The sequence below is a fragment of the Streptomyces sp. NPDC046859 genome, assembly GCF_040645135.1.
GTDB lineage: Bacteria > Actinomycetota > Actinomycetes > Streptomycetales > Streptomycetaceae > Streptomyces.
The window spans coordinates 46,435-64,998 of the sequence record NZ_JBEYXR010000036.1; the positions used below are offsets into that span (position 1 = coordinate 46,435).

An 18,564-nucleotide genomic window follows, 5' to 3' on the forward strand; every position below is an offset into this window, starting at 1 on the left:
CGCCGGGCCCTCCGCCGGGGAGGGCCCGGGCCCGGTGAGGGTCGTCAGGAGTTGTCGAGGGGCAGGCCGGGCGGGTCGACCTCCGCCTTCTCCACGGCCTCGCCGGAGAGGTTCCACGCGGCGAGCCACTGGGCGTACTGCCCGTTGTCGATGAGGTGGTTGATCGCCTCGGCGAGGGGCTCGGCGAGCCCGCTGCCCTTCTTCGCGGTCGCGGCGATCAGGCCCTGCAGGGTCGCCCCGGCGCCGGAGAACTGCCCGGCGATCCGGGTCGGGTCGGGCGTGCCGCCGGTCTGGGTGACGTGGTAGGAGAGGTTGGGGCTGGGGCCGAAGTAGGCGTCGATCTTGCCGCTGTTCAGAGCCAGGTACGTGCTGTTGGTGTCCTGGAAGTACTTGACCGTCAGCTCTTTGCCCTCCTTCTCCAGGCGGCTCTTCCACTCCAGCAGGATGCGTTCCTGGTTGGTGCCGGCGCCGACGGAGACGGTGGTGCCGGCGAGGGTCCGGTAGTCGCCGTCGAAGCGGAACGTCGAGTCCTTCGGCGCCTCGAACGCCAGGTCGTCCTTGCGGTAGGAGGCGAACTCGTACTTGCGCTTGCGCTCCTCGGTGTCGGTGATGTTCGAGAAGCCCACGTCCACCTTGCCGCTGTCGATGCCGACGAACAGGTTCTCCCAGGTGAACCGCTTGACCTCGGGCTTGAGCCCGAAGACGGCGGCGACCAGACGCGCGAGGTCGATCTCGGAGCCGGTGAGGGTCTTCTGGTCGCTGCCGACGAATCCCAGGGGTGGCGCCCCGGAGGGCAGCGTGCCGGAGCCGATGACGAGCCGTCCGCTCTTCTTGAGGGCGGCGGGCAGCTTGGCGCTGATGGACTTCACCTCGGACACCTTGAGGGTCTTCTCCTCGGCGGCGCCGTTGGAGAGCCGGCCGACGGTGACCGTGCCGGTGCTGTCCTGCGTCGAGGTGGCGGCGTCGCTCTCCCCGCCGCAGGCGGTGAGCCCGGTGGCGAGGGTGGCGGCGGCGGTCGCGGCGGTGATGCCGCGGAGCAGGGCACGTCGGGTGATGTGGGTGGGCATGGCCGTCCTTGGGTGTGCGAGGCGGGTCGTGGGCGGGCGTGGGGGGAAAACGGGCGTGCGGGTGGAGGGGAAACGGCAGACGGGTGTGGGTGGGGTCACAGGACCTTGCTGAGGAAGTCCCTGGTCCGTTCGTGCCTGGGTGCGTCGAGGACCTCGGAGGGCGGGCCCTGTTCGACGATCCGGCCGGCGTCCATGAAGACGACGCGGTCGGCGATCTCGCGGGCGAAGCCGATCTCGTGGGTGACGATCACGAGGGTGGTGCCGCTGGTCGCGAGGTCCTTGATGACGGCGAGCACCTCGCCGACGAGTTCCGGGTCGAGGGCGGAGGTCGGCTCGTCGAAGAGGATGACGCCGGGGCGCAGGGCGAGGGCGCGCGCGATGGCCACCCGCTGCTGCTGCCCGCCGGACAACTGCCGTGGGTAGGCGGTGGCCTTGTCGGCGAGACCGACCCTGTCGAGCAGGTCGCGGGCGAGTTCGAGCGCGGCGGCTTTGGGGAGCCGGCGGGTGGCCACGGGGGCGGCGGCCACGTTGTCGAGGACCGTCAGGTGCGGGAACAGGTTGAAGTTCTGGAAGACGAAGCCGATCCTGCCGCGCTGGGCGAGGATGGCCCGCTCGCTGAGCTCCTTGAGGCGCCCGCCGTGCCGGCGTACCCCGATCGGTTCGCCGTTGAGGCTGACGTACCCGATCTCGGGTTTCTCCAGGTGGTTGACGACCCGGAGCAGTGTGGACTTGCCGGAGCCGGACGGGCCCAGGATCACGGTGACCTCGCCGGGCCGCACCGTCAGGTCCACCCCGTCGAGCACGCGGTGGGCGCCGTACCACTTGTGCACGTCGTGCACCTCGACGGTGGCGGGGGCGTGGTCGTCGACGGCGGTGCTCATACGGCGGCCTCCCGGCGGACGCGGGCTCTCAGCTCGGTGACGGAGGCCCGCAGTTTCTGGAGCGGGGTCGGCGGCAGGGAGCGCGTGGCGCCCCGGGCGTAGTACCGCTCGACGTAGAACTGGACGACGGAGACGACGCTGGTCAGGACGAGGTACCAGACGGTGGCGACCATGAGCAGCGGCACGATGTCGCCGGGGTAGGTGGAGCCCATGGACTGGGCGGCGCCGAACAGGTCGAGCAGGGACACGTAGAACACCAGCGAGGTGCCCTTGATCAGGCCGATGAGCTGGTTGACGTAGTTCGGCACGATGGACCGCAGCGCCTGCGGGAACACGATCCGGCGGAACTGGTAGCCCTTCGGCAGCCCGAGCGCGGCCGCGGCCTCGTGCTGGCCCTGGTCGACGGAGAGGATGCCGCCCCGGACGACCTCGGCGGCGTACGCGGACTCGTGGAGGCTGATGCCGACGACGGCGATGACGAGGTCGGTGGCGAGCTCCGACTCGTCGAAGGTGAGGAAGGCGGGCCCGAAGGGGACGCCGAGGCTCAGCGTCTTGTAGAGGGCGCTGAAGTTGTACAGGAACAGCAGGACGACGATGAGCGGGACGGAGCGGAACGCCCACACGTACACCCAGCTCACGGCGCGCAGCACGGGGCTGCGGGAGAGCCGGGCCAGCGCGAGCAGGACGCCGCCGGCGAGGCCCAGGACGGCGCTGTAGGCGGTGACTTCGAGGGTGACGAGGAGGCCGTCGACGATGGTGGGCCGCAGGAACCAGTAGCCGAAGCGGTCCCACTGGTAGAAGGGGTTGGTGACCAGGCCGTGGACGAACTGGGCGGTGAGGACCAGGACGACGGCGGTGGCGATCCAGCGGCCGGGGCGCCTCAGCGGCAGCACGCGCTGGGCGGTGAGCGGTGCGGACGGGGTGGCGGCGGGCGGCGGCGCCTCGGCCAGGGAGACGGCGGCGCCTGGGGGTTCAGTCATGGTGGGCTCCGGCAGGAGTCGGATGCCCCCGCGGGACGTGGACACCTCGGCCGCGGGCACGGCCGGTCGACGGCGGGGCCGGGGAGGTGAGGGCGCACGGTCACCGGGGGCGGGGCGGGCGACGGCACACCGCCGCGGCGGTGGTCGTCTGGGGTGCGGTGCCGCGGAGGAGAGGTCAGCCGCGGCGGCGGGCGCAGCCCGGCGCGGTACACAGTGCGCTGTTCACGCGGAGCAGATCGACGGCCCGGTCGGCGGCGAACAGGGTGGCGTACGCGTGGACGCGGCCGCGAGGGCGGCTTGCGGCCGTCCTGGGGGCTGCGTCCATGGCGTCACTCACTCTTCCGGCCGCTCGGGCCTGCGCGCTTACCGAAGTCATCCGGTCCGGTCGTCACCTGGGGCACCCCACCGCGACGCGAGGGTTGCCGGTCAGCGAGCCAGGGCTTGTCGCTGACGCTCATGACCGATCTGGGCCGTAGTCAATCCAGTTGAACGAGGAAATGTCAACGGTGGTCCACGGAGCGGGACGGTTCGGCGGTGGTCCCGGCGGTGTGCGCCGCCCAGTCCAGGATCTGCACGGCGGCTCCGGCGGCCTCCAGACCGCGGCAACGGGCTTGGTGGCGGCGGGAGATGGCGTCCAGGTCGAGGTGGGCGCCGAACGCCGGGTGGGCGGCGAGCCGGCGGGCGTATCCCCACAGGGCGGTGTGGGCGGCGATCCGCTCGACGGCGGCGGCGTCCAGATGGTGCCGGTGCACGGTGTCGAGCTGGACGAGGGTGACCCACAACTCGACGTCGGCGGCCGTGATCTGATCCCGGATCATGTGGGTGCGTCCGGTCAGCCAGCGGTCGAGCGCGCCGAGGGAGCGCAGCAGCGTCTCCAGGGCCGCCTCGCGCTCCGCCGGCCCGGCGCCGGCCGTGCCCGCGTTCTGCGCGGCGTCCTCGATGTCCTGCGCGCACATCCGCTCGACGGCCTCGATCTCGGACTCGGCGCCGCAGGGGTACAGGGACTCGCGACAGCCGCCGAAGTGCCGGTCGAGGTCGCGCATGATGTCGGGGGCGTGCGTGCTCACGATGCGCCCGGACCAGTCGTCGCTGAGGACCGGGGCGAGGGCGGGTCCGGGGTAGCGGTGGGCGCTGGCCTCGTACAGCGGGCGCAGCGCGGTGTGCCCGCTGTCGGGGCAGTCGGGGACCGCGGGCAGGAAGGTCGCCGGGCAGACGTCGTCGAGTCGGAGCAGGCTGTGGGCGACGGCGATGCGCAGGCCGTCCGGGCAGGCGGTGGACAGATGGAGGCGGTAGCGGCGCGGCACGGCGTAGTGGCCGCTGCGCGCGTCGCTGCCGATGCGGCCGCGGAAGGCGGGGGCGCTTCGGGTGGACGTGTGTGCGGCCGACGGTGCGACGGTCATGGCTCTCCCCTGGGCAGGCGTGTGGGCATACGGCTGGGCCGGCGGGCGGGCGTCCGGCGGGCGTGGGCATGCGGCGGAGTGGTGTGCGGGCATGCGGACCAACGCGTGGCGGGGGGTGGCGGGGGCCGCGCTCAGAGGTCAGATCGCGCTGCAGACGCGCTGCAGGTCGATGTGGCGGCGGGAGGTGAGGAGGGGCGTACGGGTCACTCGACCGGTGACCGTCCCTTCGTGCCCCATGCTTCCCTACCTGTTCACTAGGAAACCTATGGTGAGTGTCGGTCCCCGCGTGCCCGGCGTCAAGAGGGCGTCCGGGGATCGGTCGTCCCGCTCCCCTCCCTCACGCCCTCATGGAAACCGTCGGCGTCGACATGTCCCATGTGATGGGGGTGCCGGAGGTGCGGCGGCTGCCGCCGGGGCGGAGCGCGGTGCCGGTCCTGATGGGCGACACCGGCTGGGCGTTCGACACGTACGACCCCGCCGCGCAGGCCATGAGCCCTCCCTACGTGACCATCGCCGACGTCCGCGCGGAGCACCGCTCCCTCCCGTTGCGGTATGTCCGGCCGGCCGAGTTGGACCTGATGGCGCGGCTCGCCGGTGGGAGGGCTGGGCCCGCGGGCTCCTCACCGGGGAGAGCGTCCGGCAGGTGCCGGTGGGGAGAAGCCGGCCGGCTGAGCGGGGGCGCGGGACCGGTCAGGGGTTGGTCCAGGCCTCCGGGTCGTCCGCGAGGTGCAGGACGTCGTCGGGGAGTTTCGCCGCGGCCACGTCGGCCAGGGTGACCTCGCCGAGGATCTTGCGGACGTTGGCGCGGACGGCGATCCACAGCGGCAGGAGCGATTCGGCGGGTCCGCTGTAGGAGAGGTCGGGCGGGCGGACGCCGCGCACCGAGACCAGGGGGCCGTCGGCCACCCGGATGACCTCGGCGATGGCGATGGCGTCCGCGGGGCGGGCGAGGCGGTAGCCGCCCTTGCCGCCGCGCTGGCTGACCACGAGGCCGCCGCGGCGCATGTCGCCGAGGATGCCCTCCAGGAACTTGTGCGGGATGCCCTGGGCGTCGGCGATCGCCTCGGCCTTCAGGGAGGTGTCGTCGCCGGCCGCGGCAAGCTCCAGCGCCGCCCGCACCGCATAGTCCGCCCTGGCCGAGATCCGCATGCGCCGATTATCTCTCACGTGCTTCCCGCGCTCACCAACCGGGCCGGGTGCGGGGAGAGGGCGCGGGGGTCAGGCCGGCAGGTGGAACGGCGGGTGCGCGCCGTTGAGGAAGTAGTCCCCGATCTCGCGCAGCCGGTGGGAGACGGGCTCGCGCAGGGTGTGGGTGCGGGTGTCGCGCCAGAACCGGTCGAGGCCGTGCCGGGTGAAGGCGGCGGTCGCCCCGATGGCCTCCAGGGCGCGGCTGGTGATCTCCTGCGCGGCCCGGGAGGCCGCGGCCTCGGCCGCGCTGGCGAGGACGGCGATCTCCGCGCACTCCTCGTCGTCGAGGTCCTCGCCCCGGTCGAGACCGGCGACCAGGGCGTCCACCGCCTGGTCGGCGAGGGCGGACGCGGCCCGCGCGGCGACCGCGAGTTCGCCGTAGGCGGTCAGGGCGTACGGGTCCTGGGGCGGGCCGCCCGGCCAGGGCTGGGCCGAGAACGGCTGCCAGGGCGCCCGCACCACCCGTCCGTGCTCCCGGACCTCGCCGAGCAGCCCTTCGGCGACGCCGAGACAGAACTGGGCCGAGACCAGGCGGGCGGTCGGGGCGGACAGACCGGCGAAGGGCGACAGCGCCCCGTCGTCCGGGGAGAGCGACCCGAGCACGTCGTCCGCCCCGACGGGGACCGCGTCGAAGCCGACGCCGCCGCCCGCGGCGAGCCGCTGCCCGAAGGTGTCGCCGGCGCCCGCGCCGAGGACGCCGGGGTGGGCGGGGTCGACCAGGACGGCGACCGGTTCGCCGGTGCCGGGCACGGCGGCGCGGACGACCAGCCGGTCGGCGACGCCGACTCCGGTGTCGTACCGCTGGTGCCCGTCCAGCAGATGCCCGCGCGCGGTCGGGGTGAGCATCAGCGGGGGTTCCTGGGAGGCGATGCCGCCGCCCCAGCACCACTGTCCGTCCGCGAAGGCCCGCTCGATCCGGGCGGCCCGCTCGGGTCCGCCGAAGAACCGGGCGGTGGAGGACAGGAAGTAGTGGTTGCCGAGGAGCCGGCCGATGGCCCCGTCGGCGGCGGCGACGGTCCGTACGACGGCGTAGGCGGTGCGCCAGTCCGCTCCCCCGCCCCCGAGCGCGGCCGGGACGAGCAGGGTCAGCAGCCCCGACTCGCGCAGCCGGGACACCTCGTCGTGGGGCGGCTTGCCGGCCTGCTCGCGCTCGACCGCGTCGGTGGCGAGGTCGTCCGCGAGTTCGCGGGCGACGTGCCGCCAGCCGGCGGGGGCCGGTGCCGGTGCCGGTGCGGAGGTGTCCCGCCCGGCGTGGCCGGACACGGGGGCCGGGTCCGGTGGGGCGATCGTCATGGCGTCATCCTCACTCGCTCCACGGACCAGGGTCAACACTTCCCTAGTAATTCGATAGGAATTCTAGGGAACGTGTCTCGATCCGGCCGCTCACCGTCCCGCGAAGGGGACTTGGGCGGCGGGCGCCGCGGCCTGGCCGCCGTGGAACGGGTGCGTCCACAGCCCGCGCGCCGCCAGCCGCGGCAGCACGTTCTCCCCGAACCAGTACGCCTCCTCCAGATGCGGATAGCCGGAGAGCACGAACTCGTCGATGCCGAGCCGGTGGTACTCCCCGATCCGCTCGGCGACCTCGTCGTGGCTGCCGACCAGGGCGGTGCCCGCGCCGCCCCGCACCAGCCCGATGCCCGCCCACAGGTTGGGGTGGATCTCCAGGTCGTCCGCGCGGCCGCCGTGCAGGGCCAGCATCCGCCGCTGCCCCTCGGACTCGCTGCGGGCCAGCCCGGCCTGCACGGCCCGGACCGTCTCCGCGTCGAAGCCGTCGAGCAGCCGCCGTGCCTCGGCCCACGCCTGGTCGGCGGTGTCCCGGGTGATGACGTGCAGCCGGATGCCGAAGCGGAGCTCACGGCCCCGCCCGCGGGCCAGTTCCCGCACCCAGGCGATCTTCTCCGCGACGGCGGCGGGCGGTTCGCCCCAGGTGAGATAGACGTCGGCGTGCCGGGCGGCGACCTCCCCGGCGAGGGGCGAGGAACCGCCGAAGTACACCTCGGGGACCGGGTCGGGCACCCGGGCGAGCCTCGCGTCCTCGACCTGGAGGTGCTCGCCGACCAGGTCGACGCTCTTGCCCTCCCACAACCCCCGGACGATCTGGAGGAATTCGCCGGTGCGGCGGTAGCGGTCGTCCTTGTCGAGGAAGTCGCCATAGGCGCGCTGCTCCTGGCTCTCGCCGCCGGTGACCACGTTGAGCAGGAGCCGGCCGCCGGTGTGCCGCTGGAAGGTGGACGCCATCTGCGCGGCGAGCGTCGGTGAGACGGCACCGGGCCGGAAGGCGACCAGGAACTTCAGGCGCTCGGTGTGCCGGCTGACCATCGCGGTGGTCAGCCAGGCGTCCTCGCACCAGGCGCCCGTGGGCGTGAGGGCCCCGGCGAAGCCCAGGTCCTCGGCGGCGCCCGCGATCCGGCTGAGATAGGCGACCGACGGCGGCCGGTCGCGGCCCGAGGCCGTGGCGGGGCTGCCGTGACCACCCCCGACGACATGGCGGCTGTCGCCGTTGGTGGGCAGGAACCAGTGGAAGGTGAGGGGCGGCACGGGCGTTCTCCGATCGTGGTGGGCGTCGCGGCGGGACGGGCGGGGGTCAGCCGGTGGCCGCCAGCAGCGCGGGCCGGCCGCCGAGTGCGAGCGAGAACTGGTCGGTGACCTGGGCCAGGGCCTCGGCGGAGACCGGCGCGACGGTGAGCGTGCCGTCGTCGGCCGCGGTGATGTCCTTGTCGAGGGTGAACCAGCCGGGCGTGATGTGCGCGGGCCCCATGGAGTTGAGGACCGGACGCAGGGCGTAGTCGATGGCCAGGACGTGGGCGGTGCTGCCGCCCGTGGCGAGCGGGAGGACGGTCTTGCCCGCGAGGGCGTACTGCGGGAGCAGGTCCAGCAGGGCCTTGAGCAGACCGGAGTAGGCGGCCTTGTAGACGGGGGTGCCGATGACGACGCCGTCCGCCCGCTCGAACAGCGCGGTGGCCTCGACGATCGCCGGGTGTGAGAAGTCGGCGTGCAGCAGCGCCTCGGCCGGCAGGGTGCGGACGTCGAGCGGGACCACCTCGTGCCCCTGGGCCCGCAGCCGGTCGTCGAGCAGGCGCAGCAGCCGGGCGGTGCGGGAGGTGGCGGAGGGACTACCGGAGACGGACAGGACGGTGGCCATGAGGGGACCTTTCGGAGGTGGGGCGGGGTACGCGGTGGGCGGTCAGATCACGGTCACCGGGTGGCGCACCACCGCGTCGAACAGGTAACCCTGGGTGTTGGGCACGGCCACGTCGGGCTGGCGCCGGCCCGCGGTGTCGGTGGCGCGGGCCAGCAGGTGGGTCGCGCCGCGGCCGGTGGGCCGCCAGGGGACGGACCAGCGGGTCCAGGTGCCGGCGCGCGGCCGGTCGTGGAGGTCGGCCCGCCGCCAGGTCGTGCCGCCGTCGGTGCTGACGTCGACGCGTGCCACACCGCCCGCGCCCGACCAGGACCGGCCGTGCAGCACATGGCCGTGTCCGGCCGCGAAGGTGGCGCCGCTCGCCAGCTCGAAGGCGCTCTTGAGGGTCTGCCGGGTCAGCGGGGCGCTGCCCTGCGGCGGGTGGGCGGGCCCGAACAGCCGGTAGAAGGTGGTGTTCCAGGGCGAGTACAGCGGCTGCGCGGACACCTCGATGTCACCGACCCACTTGATGGACGCGATCCCCACCCAGGAGGGCACGAGGACCCGTACCGGATACCCGTGGTCGTACGGCAGCGGCTCGCCGTTCATCTCGTAGGCGAGCAGGACGTCGTCGAGGGCCTTGGCGAGCGGCAGCGGCCTGCGCACCCGGCCGAGGCTCTCGCCCCCGCTGACGTACTCGGCGTCCAGGCCGCGCGGCTGCACGTCCACGGCGTGCCGGGACAGTCCGGCGCGGTGCAGGACGTCGCCGAGGCGGACCCCGCGCCAGCGGGCCACGCCGATCGCGCCGAGGGTCCAGGCGGTGCCGCTCACCGTCTCGCCCTGCTGGGTCGTGTAGTGGCTTCGGCCGTTGCCGGCGCACTCCACGAACGCGGTCCGGGTGACGGACGGCAGGGCACGCAGGTCGTCGTAGCCGAACTCCACCGGCCGGTCCTCGGCGGGGGTGCCGCGCAGTCCGCCGCCCCACAGCCGCAGCCGCCAGTCGGCGGCCTCCAGGACGGGGGTGGCGGTGTGGTTGCGGACGAAGAACCGGTCGTTGGGGGTGTGGTGGCCGGTGCCGCGCAGTGCCTCCCAGCGGGTCTCCGCGTTGGTGCCGCGCTGGATGAACCACTCGGGCGGCAGCGGTTTGACGATGGGTCCGGCAGCGGCGTGGGCGGTGCGCGGCGCGGGCAGGGCGGTCACGGCCGCGGTGGCGGCGAGCAGGGTGAGCATGCGGCGCCTGCTGACGCCGTCCGCTCTGGCGTCACCGGCCAGCCACTGGCGCAGTCTGCGGCGGTCGTAGGCGGTCTCGTCGAGCCGGCCGGCAGGTGCGGCCGGGGCGGTGCCGGGCGGGATCATGGCGGGTCCTCCTCGAAGGGGCGGGGGCGGACGGGTCAGAGGACCTTGGACAGGAAGGCGCGGGTGCGTTCCTGCCGGGGGGCGTCGAGGACGGCGCCGGGAGGTCCCTGTTCGACGACGAGTCCGTCGTCCATGAACACCACGGTGTCGGCGACCTCGCGGGCGAAGCCGATCTCGTGGGTGACGACGACCATCGTGGTGCCCGTGCCGGCCAGGTCCTTGATGACGTCGAGGACCTCGCCGACGAGTTCCGGGTCGAGCGCGGACGTCGGCTCGTCGAAGAGCAGCACCTTGGGTTCCAGGGCGAGCGCGCGGGCGATGGCCACGCGCTGCTGCTGGCCGCCGGAGAGCTGACGGGGATAGGCGTCGGCCTTGTCGGCCAGGCCCACCCGGTCGAGGAGCCGGCGGGCCGTCTCCACCGCCGTGGCCCGCGGTACGCGCCGCGCGGAGACGGGGGCCTCGACGAGGTTGTCCAGGACGGTCAGATGCGGGAACAGGTTGAAGTTCTGGAAGACGAACCCGATGCGGGTGCGCTGCCGCCGGACGTCCTTCTCCTTCAGTTCGTGCAGTTTGTCACCCGCGCGGCGGTACCCGACGAGTTCACCGTCGACGCTGATCCAGCCCCGGTCGACCTTCTCCAGGTGGTTGATGGTGCGCAGCAGTGTCGACTTGCCGGAGCCGGACGGGCCGAGGATCACGGTGACCTCGCCCGCCCGGACCCGCAGGTCGATCCCGCGCAGGACGTCCAGCGGCCCGAAGCTCTTGTGGACGTGGTGGACGTCGATCATGACGTCGCTCATGTGTCCTCCCCGGGTCTGTCAGGCGTGTTCGGGCGGGTTGATGTGCGAGGCGTCGATCGCGGAGGCGGTCGTGCCCCACTTGGCGAGGATGCGCCGGTAGGTGCCGTCCTCGATGAGCCGGTCGACGGCGGCGCGGAACGCCTTGGTCAGCGGGGAGCCCTTCTTGAAGGCGAAGCCGACGTCGAGGCGGTGGTACTCGCCGAGGAAGCGGGTGTGGGAGGCGGGCTGGGCCGCCTGGTACCGCAGTCCGTTGATGGTCGACATGATGACGTCGATCCGGCCCTGCTGGAGCGCGGTGAGGGTCGCGGCGTTCTCCGAGTAGACCTTGACGTCGTACGGCTTCTTGCCGGCCTTGGCGCACACGTCCTTCTGGGCGGTCAGGGTGGCCTCGAAGGTGGTGCCGGCGCCGGTGCCGATGGTCAGCCCGCACAGCTGGGTGAGGTCGGTGACCTTCTTGGTGAGGGCGCCGTTGCCGTCCTTCACGGCGAAGCCCTGGCCGTCGTTGATGTAGGTGACGAAGTCGATGGTCTTCAGGCGTTCGCTGGTGACGCCGAAGTTGCCCGTGCCGACGTCGTACTTGCCGCTGCCGAGGGCGGGCAGGATCGTCTCGAAGGACGCGTCCTGCCGGTCCAGCTTCAGGCCGAGGACCTTGGCCACGGCGTCGGCGAGGTCGATGTCCTGCCCCGCGGGCGCCTTGTCCGTGCCGTTCGGGTAGTACGCGCCGGGCGGGAAACCGATCGAGCTGCCGATCTTGAGCGTGCCGGCCTCGCGGACGTCCGCGGGCAGCAGGGCGGCGACGGAGTCCACCTCACGGACGGCGGCGACCGGGTCGTCGGTGGGCGCGGGCGAGCCCTGGGCGCCCACGGCGGCCGCGCCGCTGTCGCCGGAGCCGCAGGCCGTCAGCGTGAGCAGGGGCAGCAGGGCGAGGGCGGCGGTGGCACGCAGCCGTGTGCCGAGGGGGCGGAGTGTCACTGGTCCTGGGCCTTTCCGGGGTGTTCCGGCGCGGTGAGGTGTTTCTCGAAGGGCAGCGGGCCGATGGTCTCCGGGTCGGCCCGGGTGTCGAACAGCGGTGTGTAGCCGGTGGCGAGGTAGAGGCCGCGCGCCTCCGGCTGGCGGGGCCCGGTGGTGAGATGGATCCGTTGGTATCCGCGCTCGCCGGCCTCGCGCTCCAGTTCGGCGACGACCCGGCGGGCGAGGCCGCGGCGGCGGTGCGCGGAGTGCGTCCAGATCCGCTTGAGCTCGGCCGTGGTGGCGTCGTAGCGGCGGAAGGCGCCGCCCGCGACGGGCTCGCCGCGTTCCAGGAGCAGCAGGAGCAGGCCGCCGTGGGCGGGGGTGAACTCCTCGTCGGGGTACCGGGTGATCTCGGCGTGCGCGTCCTTGCCGTAGCGCGTGGAGTACTCGTGCACGAGTTCGCGCAGCAGGGGTCTGACGCGCGGGTCGGAGACGGGGACGTGCACGACGGTCAGTTCGGGGGCGGAGGTCACGCGGTCACCGCCGCCAGGGTGTGGGTCCCGCGGGCGGTGCGCTCGGCGTCGCGCTTGGCGACCTCCTCGCGGACGATCGGGATGACGTGGCGGCCGAAGTCGATGGCGTCGTCGAGCAGGTGGTAGCCGCGCGCGGAGAGGATGTCGACGCCGAGGTCGTAGTAGTCCAGGAGCGCCTGCGCGACCGTCTCGGGCGTGCCGACCAGGGCGTTGGAGTTGCCCGCTCCCCCGGTGGCGGCGGCGGTCGGGGTCCACAGTGCGCGGTCGTAGCGCTCGCCGGCCTCGGCGATGGCGAGGAGCCGCTGGGAACCGGTGTTCTCGGGTGTGTCGCCGCGGTGGTGGCGGACGACTCCGGACGAGCGGCGCTCGCGGATGGCGCCGACGGTGCGGTGCGCCTTCTCCCAGGCCAGTTCCTCGGTGGGCGCGATGATCGGGCGGAAGGCGACCTGGATGCGGGGGACGTCGGTGCGGCCGGCGGCCCGGGCGGCGGCCTTGACGTGCTCGATCTGCTCGGCGGTCCTCGCGAGGGGTTCGCCCCACAGGCAGTAGACGTCGGCCTCGGCGCCGCCGGCCGCGTACGCCGCCGGGGACGAGCCGCCGAAGGAGACGCCGGGGCGGGGCTGCTGGACGGGGAAGACGTCGCTGACGAAGTCGTGGAAGCGGTAGTGCTCGCCCTCGTGGTCGAAGGGTTCGCGGGTGGTCCAGATCTTCTTGACGATCCGGATGTACTCCCGGGTGCGGGCGTACCGCTCGTCCTTGGTGAGGGTGTCGCCCTCGCGGCCCTGCTCGTGGTCGTTGCCGCCGGTGATGAAGTGCACGGTGAGCCGGCCGTCGCTGATCTGGTCGAGGGTGGCGAACGTCTTGGCGGCGAAGGTGGGGTAGGAGACGTTGGGCCGGTGGGCGAGGAGGATCTGGAGGCGCTCCAGGCGGCTCGCGATGTAGGCGGCGGCCGGGGCGGGGTCGGGAGATCCCGATCCGTAGGCGAACAGCACGCGGTCCCAGCCGTGCTCCTCGTGGGCGCGGGCGAGCCGGAGCGTGTAGTCCTTGTCGAACGCGGGGCCGGAGCGCGGTGTGGTTTCGGATCCGTCGTTGGTGGCGGCGATGCCGAGGAACTCCACGGGCATGGAGGGGTGCCTTTCAGCGCGGGCGGCGGCCTGCGGGCAGGTGGAACTGCCCTGCGGCGGCGCGCGGGTGAGGAACCGTCAGGTGGACGGGCGGGGATACGGGCGTGACGACGACGGACGTCGGTTCAGGAGGAGCTGCGGCAGCGCGCGTGAGAGGAGAGCTCGGCCCGCGACGGGGTCACCGAGGGAGGGAAGGGCCGGTCAGACGGCCCGCTGCCGCGTCAGGCGCAACACGCCGCGGACCACACCCGACCGAAGTCGATGTGATCGCGCGTGACCAAGCGCTGCTGGGCAGTCATGCGCACCATTGAGCAGTACATCGTCCGGTCCGTCAAGCAGCGCCCGTATGCCGGACCGGGCCGGCCCCGTGCGTCGCCGCCCTGTTGACACGGCGACGTCAGGGGCACATACGATCGACGGCGGACCGGCTGTGCGCTGTGCGGCAGCCTCTCCGGCCGCGTTGAGGGACGCGGCGAGCGTGACGACACCGGACAGCCCCGTGCGTGCCGCGGGGGTCACCCACGCCCGCGTCCCCTCCCTCCCGGAGAGCCCTTCCATGGTCACCTCGCCCGAAGTCTCGTCCCTCCCTGCCGCCAAGAGCCCCGGCACGTCCGGTCCTCCGGGCGCCGAACCCCGGATCGTGCCGCGCCGGCACACCGGCCGGTGGCTGACCGCCGCGTTCGCACTGCTGCTGTTCGCGATGGTGGTGAACTCCGTCGTCCGCAACAGGGCCTTCCAATGGGGCGTGGTGGGCCGGTACTTCACCACGACCGCCGTGCTCGACGGGCTGCTGCTGACCCTGTGGCTGACCGCCGTGGTCATGGTGCTGGGCTTCGCGCTCGGGACCGTGCTCGCGGTGATGCGGCTGTCGGCGAACCCGGTGCTGCGCACGCTGAGCTGGGGCTATGTGTGGATCTTCCGGTCCACTCCGCTGCTGGTGCAGCTGCTGTTCTGGTTCAACATCGGCGCGCTCTACCCGGCGCTCGGACTCGGCATCCCCTTCGGTCCGCAGTTCGTCACCGTCAAGACGGTCAACCTGCTCGGTCCCACGCTCACCGCCGTCATCGGCCTCACCCTGCACGAGAGCGCGTACGCGGCCGAGGTGGTGCGCGGCGGCATCCTGTCCGTGGACGCCGGGCAGACCGAGGCGGCACAGGCGCTCGGGCTCAGCAGGGGCCGTACGCTGCGGCGGATCGTCGTCCCGCAGGCGATGCGCTCCATCGTGCCGACCGCCGGGAACATGCTGATCGGCACGCTCAAGGGCACCAGCATCGTCAGTGTGCTCGCCGTGCACGACCTGCTGTACTCGGTGCAGCTCATCTACAACCAGACGTACCAGATCATCCCGCTGCTCATGGTCGCCACGCTGTGGTACATCGCCGTCACGACGGTGCTCAGCGCGGGGCAGTTCTACGTCGAGCGGTACTACGCGCGCGGCAACTCCCGTGCTCTGCCGCCCACTCCGCTGCAGCGGGCGCGTGACCGGCTGCGCCTGCTACGCCGCCGGCTGGGTGCGGCGACCGCGTCCGACGCCCGTCCGGCTATCGGCGGTGACCGGTGAGCGCGGACTCCTCGACGCCGGTCCTGGTCGTCGTCGGCGCGGGACCCCGCGCCACGGGACTGCTGGAGCGCATCGCCGCCAACGCCCCCGAACTGTGGGGCGAGCGGGACCGGCTGCGCGTCCATCTGGTCGACCCGCACCCGCCGGGGCCCGGCCGTATCTGGCGCCAGGAGCAGTCCGCGCTGCTGCGGATGAACTCCATGGCGGAGGACGTCACCATGTTCACCGACGAGTCCTCCACCATCGACGGGCCCGTGCGGCCGGGGCCGTCGCTCGCCGAATGGGCCGCCCAGTTCTCCGGGCGGCATCCGCGCCACGCGCCGTACGCCGAGCCCGCCGACCCGGACGTGCTGGCCGAGCTGCGGGAGCTCGCCGGCTCCGACTTTCCCACCCGGCGGGCCCAGAGCGCCTATCTGGACTGGGTGTTCCGCCGTGTGCTGACCGAACTCCCGTCAGGGATCACCGTCGAGTGGCACCGCACCACCGCGACCGCCGTCACCGGCCCGCCGGACGGGCCGCAGCACGTGCATCTGGCCGGCCGTTCCGCCCCGCTCGTCGCCGACGTCGTGGTGCTGGCCCAGGGGCACCTCGGCTCGGCACCGGACGCGGAGCACCGCGAGCACGCGGACTTCGCCCGCCGCCACGGGCGTTTCCACCTGCCGCCCGCGTTCTCCTCGGACGCCGACCTGTCCGGGCTGCGGCCCGGCGAGCACGTCGTCCTGCGCGGCTTCGGTCTGGCCTTCGTGGACCTGGTGTCGCTGCTCACCGAGGGCCGCGGGGGCACTTTCCGCAGCGAGGCCGACGGCACCCTCACCTATGTGCCGACCGGCCGCGAGCCGGTGCTGCACGTCGGCTCGCGGCGCGGGGTGCCGTACCACTCGAAGACGCGCTACCGGCTCCAGGGGCCGCGGCCGCCCCTGCCCCGCCACTTCGGGCCCGCGGCCGTCGACGCGCTGCTCGCCGAGGGCCGCCCCCTGGAGCTGCGGCGCGACGTGTGGCCGCTGATGGCCAAGGAGATCGGGTTCGGCCACTACCACGAGCTGTTCCACGCCCATCCCGAGCGCACGGCGCTGCCCTGGGCGGAGTTCGCCGCCGCCTACGACCGGCTGGGCTGGTACGACGACGCCATGAGCGCCCTCGTGGCACGGGCCGTGCCCGAGCCGGCGGACCGGCTGGACTTCGAGGCGCTCGACCGCCCTCTGGACGGTCTCGCGTTCAGTACGGCGGAGGCATTCCAGGAACATCTGCGCGACCACGTGGCCGCCGACGTCGCCCGCCGCGAGGACCCGGCGTACAGCGCCGACCTCGGGGCGTTCCACGCCCTGCTCTCGGTGTACGGGCAGCTGCCGCGCCTGGTCGCCGCCGGACGTCTGACCGCGCGGTCCCTCGCCACGGAGCTGGACGGCTGGTGGCACGGGTTCTTCAGCTTCCTGGCCTCCGGGCCGCCCGGCTTCCGGCTGCGGCAGCTGCTGGCCCTCTCGCGCGCCGGTGTGGTCCGCTTCCTGGGCGCCGGCGTCTCGATCGGCACCGACGAGGAGACCGGCACCTTCACCGCGTCCAGCCCCACGGTGCCCGGTCACGTCGTCCGCGCGGGCGCCCTGATCGAGGCGTATCTGCCGGGCCCCGACCTGGAGCGGACCGAGGACCGGCTGCTGCAAGGGCTGTACCGGGCGGGTGCGCTGACCGAGGAGGTCGTCTCCGACGCCGGGTACCGGCACCGCTCGGGCCTGCTGGCCGTCGTCCCCACGGACGGCCACGTCCTCGACCCGTCCCTGGGCGGCCCGCACCCGCGCCGGATCGCGCTGGGCGCCCCCACCAACAGCCGTGCCGTCGCCGCGTTCGCCCGTCCCCGCACGGACGCGCCCGGTTTCCGCCAGAACGACGCTGTCGCGCGCGCTCTTCTGCGCGCCCTGCGCGCCTCCCCCTCGACCTGCGACATCTCGGATGGCGAGAAGGAAGTGTCCATCATATGAAAAGCCTCTTGGGGTAGCGCCCACCTTCTGCCACGATCCCCATCAACCAGGTAGGAAAACTATGGATCTGCGGGGTGGGGGGCCATGAGTGCGCGTGACCACGCAGACCTGTGCCGTCCGCTGCTGACCTCGCGTCGGCACATCGACTTCGCCCGCACGTCCAGCGCCATCTGTCGGGACCGCTGACGCCCGCGCGGGACCTGTCCGCACCATCCCTGGGTCACCCCCGCCGGCACCGTCCGTGCCGGCGCTCCGCCGCGGCGCGCGATGTGCGCGCCGCCGCCCTTTCCTGCTCACTCATCCCTGAGAGGACACCTCCGTGTCTGCCGCTCGCCCGCTCACCACCCTGCGCACCTTCGCCGTCCTAGCGGCGCTTCCCCTGCTGCTGACCGCCTGCGGCTACGGCGCCGACTCCTCCGACGACGACGGCAAGCAGGCCGAGGTCGCGGCGGACGCCAAGAAGCTCTCCGTCGACACGGTGAAGATCGGCTACTTCCCGAACCTCACGCACGCCACCGCCCTGGTGGGTGTCCAGGAGGGCCTGCTCCAGAAGGAGCTCGGCGGCACGAAGATCCAGCCGTCGACCTTCAACGCCGGCCCGTCCGAGATCGAGGCGCTCAACTCGGGCTCGATCGACATCGGCTGGATCGGCCCGTCCCCCTCCATCAACGGCTACACCAAGGCGCAGGGCAAGAACCTGCGGATCATCTCGGGCTCGGCCTCCGGCGGCGTCAAGCTCGTCGTGAACCCGAAGAAGATCAAGTCCCTGAAGGACGTCAAGGGCAAGAAGATCGCCACTCCGCAGCTCGGCAACACCCAGGACGTGGCGCTGCTCAACTGGATCTCCGAGCAGGGCTGGAAGGTCGACGCCGAGAGCGGCAAGGGTGACGTGTCCGTCGTCCGCACCGACAACAAGATCACCCCGGACGCCTACAAGTCCGGCTCGATCGACGGCGCCTGGGTGCCCGAGCCGACCGCCTCCAAGCTGGTCGCCGACGGCGCCAAGGTGCTCCTGGACGAGTCCGACCTGTGGCCCGACAAGAAGTTCGTGATCACGAACATCATCGTGTCGCAGAGCTTCCTGAAGGACCACCCGGACGTCGTCGAGGCCGTGCTGCGCGGTTCGGTGAAGACCAACGAGTGGATCAACGCCAACCCGGACCAGGCCAAGGCGTCCGCGAACAAGGCGCTGGAGAAGCTGTCCGGCAAGGCACTGCCCGCGAACGTGCTCGACCCGGCGTGGAAGTCGGTCACCTTCCTCGACGACCCGCTGGCGGCGACCCTCGACACCCAGGCCGAGCACTCGGTGGCGTCCGGCCTCCTGGAGGAGACCGACCTGAAGGGCATCTACGACCTCCGTCCGCTGAACAAGGTCCTGAAGGCCGAGGGCAAGGACGCGGTCGACGACGCCGGTCTCGGCGTCAAGTAGCCGCACCACCGCATCCATTGAGTCCCCAGGAGGTGACGACCATGGCCACCACGACGGCCACGACCGAGAAGGTCGCCGAGGACGCCGCGCCGGCGCCCGGGGCCGCCCGGATCGAGCACGTCTCGAAGTCCTTCGCCGGCCCGGGCGGGCAGCAGCTCGTCCTCGACGACATCACCCTCGACGTCGCCCCCGGCGAGTTCGTC

19 protein-coding genes, 1 pseudogene and 1 riboswitch are annotated in these 18,564 nt (G+C 72.8%); of the genes and pseudogenes, 5 read left to right on the forward strand and 15 right to left on the reverse strand.

Annotated features, from left to right (window positions below; all coding sequences use genetic code 11):
• Positions 1–44: 44 nt before the first annotated feature.
• The 15 genes from ABZ899_RS33450 to ABZ899_RS33520 all read right to left on the reverse strand — a co-directional run bounded on the left by ABZ899_RS33450 (position 45) and on the right by ABZ899_RS33520 (position 13,398).
• Complete coding sequence (locus ABZ899_RS33450; protein ID WP_361353734.1) at positions 45–1,067, reverse strand: transporter substrate-binding domain-containing protein; 1,023 nt, start codon at positions 1,065–1,067, stop codon at positions 45–47.
• 95 nt (positions 1,068–1,162) lie between these two features.
• The gene (locus tag ABZ899_RS33455) at positions 1,163–1,948 is read right to left on the reverse strand and encodes an amino acid ABC transporter ATP-binding protein (protein WP_361353737.1); all 786 of its coding nucleotides are present in this window, start codon (positions 1,946–1,948) and stop codon (positions 1,163–1,165) included.
• Positions 1,945–2,928 carry an amino acid ABC transporter permease gene (locus ABZ899_RS33460; RefSeq protein WP_361353740.1) on the reverse strand — a complete coding sequence of 328 codons (984 nt, stop codon included), beginning with the start codon at positions 2,926–2,928 and terminating at the stop codon, positions 1,945–1,947. The genes ABZ899_RS33455 and ABZ899_RS33460 overlap by 4 nt, the downstream gene beginning before the upstream one ends.
• 175 nt (positions 2,929–3,103) lie before the next feature.
• Complete coding sequence (locus ABZ899_RS33465) at positions 3,104–3,253, reverse strand: hypothetical protein (protein WP_361353742.1); 150 nt, start codon at positions 3,251–3,253, stop codon at positions 3,104–3,106.
• Between the two features lie 29 nt (positions 3,254–3,282).
• Positions 3,283–3,390: riboswitch (SAM riboswitch) on the reverse strand.
• A 38-nt stretch (positions 3,391–3,428) separates the two neighbouring features.
• Positions 3,429–4,328 carry a glutathione S-transferase C-terminal domain-containing protein gene (locus ABZ899_RS33470; protein WP_361353745.1) on the reverse strand — a complete coding sequence of 300 codons (900 nt, stop codon included), beginning with the start codon at positions 4,326–4,328 and terminating at the stop codon, positions 3,429–3,431.
• 138 nt (positions 4,329–4,466) lie between these two features.
• Positions 4,467–4,565: a putative leader peptide gene (locus ABZ899_RS33475; RefSeq protein WP_361353748.1), complete on the reverse strand. Its 99-nt coding sequence runs from the start codon at positions 4,563–4,565 to the stop codon at positions 4,467–4,469.
• Positions 4,566–5,018: 453 nt separating this feature from the next.
• On the reverse strand, positions 5,019–5,477 hold the full coding sequence (locus ABZ899_RS33480) for an Rrf2 family transcriptional regulator (RefSeq protein ID WP_361353751.1): 459 nt from the start codon (positions 5,475–5,477) through the stop codon (positions 5,019–5,021).
• A 69-nt stretch (positions 5,478–5,546) separates the two neighbouring features.
• The gene (locus ABZ899_RS33485; RefSeq protein WP_361353754.1) at positions 5,547–6,809 is read right to left on the reverse strand and encodes an acyl-CoA dehydrogenase family protein; all 1,263 of its coding nucleotides are present in this window, start codon (positions 6,807–6,809) and stop codon (positions 5,547–5,549) included.
• A gap of 90 nt (positions 6,810–6,899) precedes the next feature.
• Positions 6,900–8,054 carry an LLM class flavin-dependent oxidoreductase gene (locus ABZ899_RS33490; RefSeq protein WP_361353757.1) on the reverse strand — a complete coding sequence of 385 codons (1,155 nt, stop codon included), beginning with the start codon at positions 8,052–8,054 and terminating at the stop codon, positions 6,900–6,902.
• A gap of 46 nt (positions 8,055–8,100) precedes the next feature.
• Positions 8,101–8,658 carry an NADPH-dependent FMN reductase gene (ssuE, locus tag ABZ899_RS33495; RefSeq protein WP_361353760.1) on the reverse strand — a complete coding sequence of 186 codons (558 nt, stop codon included), beginning with the start codon at positions 8,656–8,658 and terminating at the stop codon, positions 8,101–8,103.
• Positions 8,659–8,700: 42 nt separating this feature from the next.
• Positions 8,701–9,990 carry a sulfite oxidase gene (locus tag ABZ899_RS33500; protein ID WP_361353763.1) on the reverse strand — a complete coding sequence of 430 codons (1,290 nt, stop codon included), beginning with the start codon at positions 9,988–9,990 and terminating at the stop codon, positions 8,701–8,703.
• A 35-nt stretch (positions 9,991–10,025) separates the two neighbouring features.
• Positions 10,026–10,790, reverse strand: a complete 765-nt coding sequence (locus ABZ899_RS33505) for an amino acid ABC transporter ATP-binding protein (protein WP_361353766.1) — start codon at positions 10,788–10,790, stop codon at positions 10,026–10,028.
• An 18-nt stretch (positions 10,791–10,808) separates the two neighbouring features.
• On the reverse strand, positions 10,809–11,762 hold the full coding sequence (locus ABZ899_RS33510; protein WP_361353769.1) for an ABC transporter substrate-binding protein: 954 nt from the start codon (positions 11,760–11,762) through the stop codon (positions 10,809–10,811).
• Positions 11,759–12,274 (reverse strand): GNAT family N-acetyltransferase, encoded by a 516-nt coding sequence (locus tag ABZ899_RS33515; protein ID WP_361353772.1) that lies wholly within the window; start codon positions 12,272–12,274, stop codon positions 11,759–11,761. Before ABZ899_RS33515 ends, ABZ899_RS33510 begins: the two co-directional genes overlap by 4 nt.
• Positions 12,271–13,398 (reverse strand): LLM class flavin-dependent oxidoreductase, encoded by a 1,128-nt coding sequence (locus ABZ899_RS33520; protein ID WP_361353775.1) that lies wholly within the window; start codon positions 13,396–13,398, stop codon positions 12,271–12,273. Before ABZ899_RS33520 ends, ABZ899_RS33515 begins: the two co-directional genes overlap by 4 nt.
• Before the next feature lie 556 nt (positions 13,399–13,954).
• Between ABZ899_RS33520 and ABZ899_RS33525 the strand changes: the two genes are divergently transcribed.
• The 5 genes and pseudogenes from ABZ899_RS33525 to ABZ899_RS33545 form a co-directional block, all read left to right on the forward strand.
• On the forward strand, positions 13,955–14,959 hold the full coding sequence (locus ABZ899_RS33525) for an amino acid ABC transporter permease (protein WP_361353793.1): 1,005 nt from the start codon (positions 13,955–13,957) through the stop codon (positions 14,957–14,959).
• Positions 14,956–16,932, forward strand: coding sequence for an FAD/NAD(P)-binding protein (locus ABZ899_RS33530; protein ID WP_361353778.1), 1,977 nt, complete (start codon positions 14,956–14,958; stop codon positions 16,930–16,932). The genes ABZ899_RS33525 and ABZ899_RS33530 overlap by 4 nt, the downstream gene beginning before the upstream one ends.
• 84 nt (positions 16,933–17,016) lie before the next feature.
• A complete protein-coding gene (locus tag ABZ899_RS33535) occupies positions 17,017–17,118 on the forward strand; it encodes a putative leader peptide (protein WP_361353781.1) in 102 nt (33 codons plus the stop codon).
• Between the two features lie 133 nt (positions 17,119–17,251).
• A complete protein-coding gene (locus ABZ899_RS33540) occupies positions 17,252–18,361 on the forward strand; it encodes an aliphatic sulfonate ABC transporter substrate-binding protein (RefSeq protein ID WP_361353784.1) in 1,110 nt (369 codons plus the stop codon).
• Positions 18,362–18,402: 41 nt separating this feature from the next.
• Positions 18,403–18,564, forward strand: a pseudogene (locus tag ABZ899_RS33545) (ABC transporter ATP-binding protein); the annotation flags it as partial.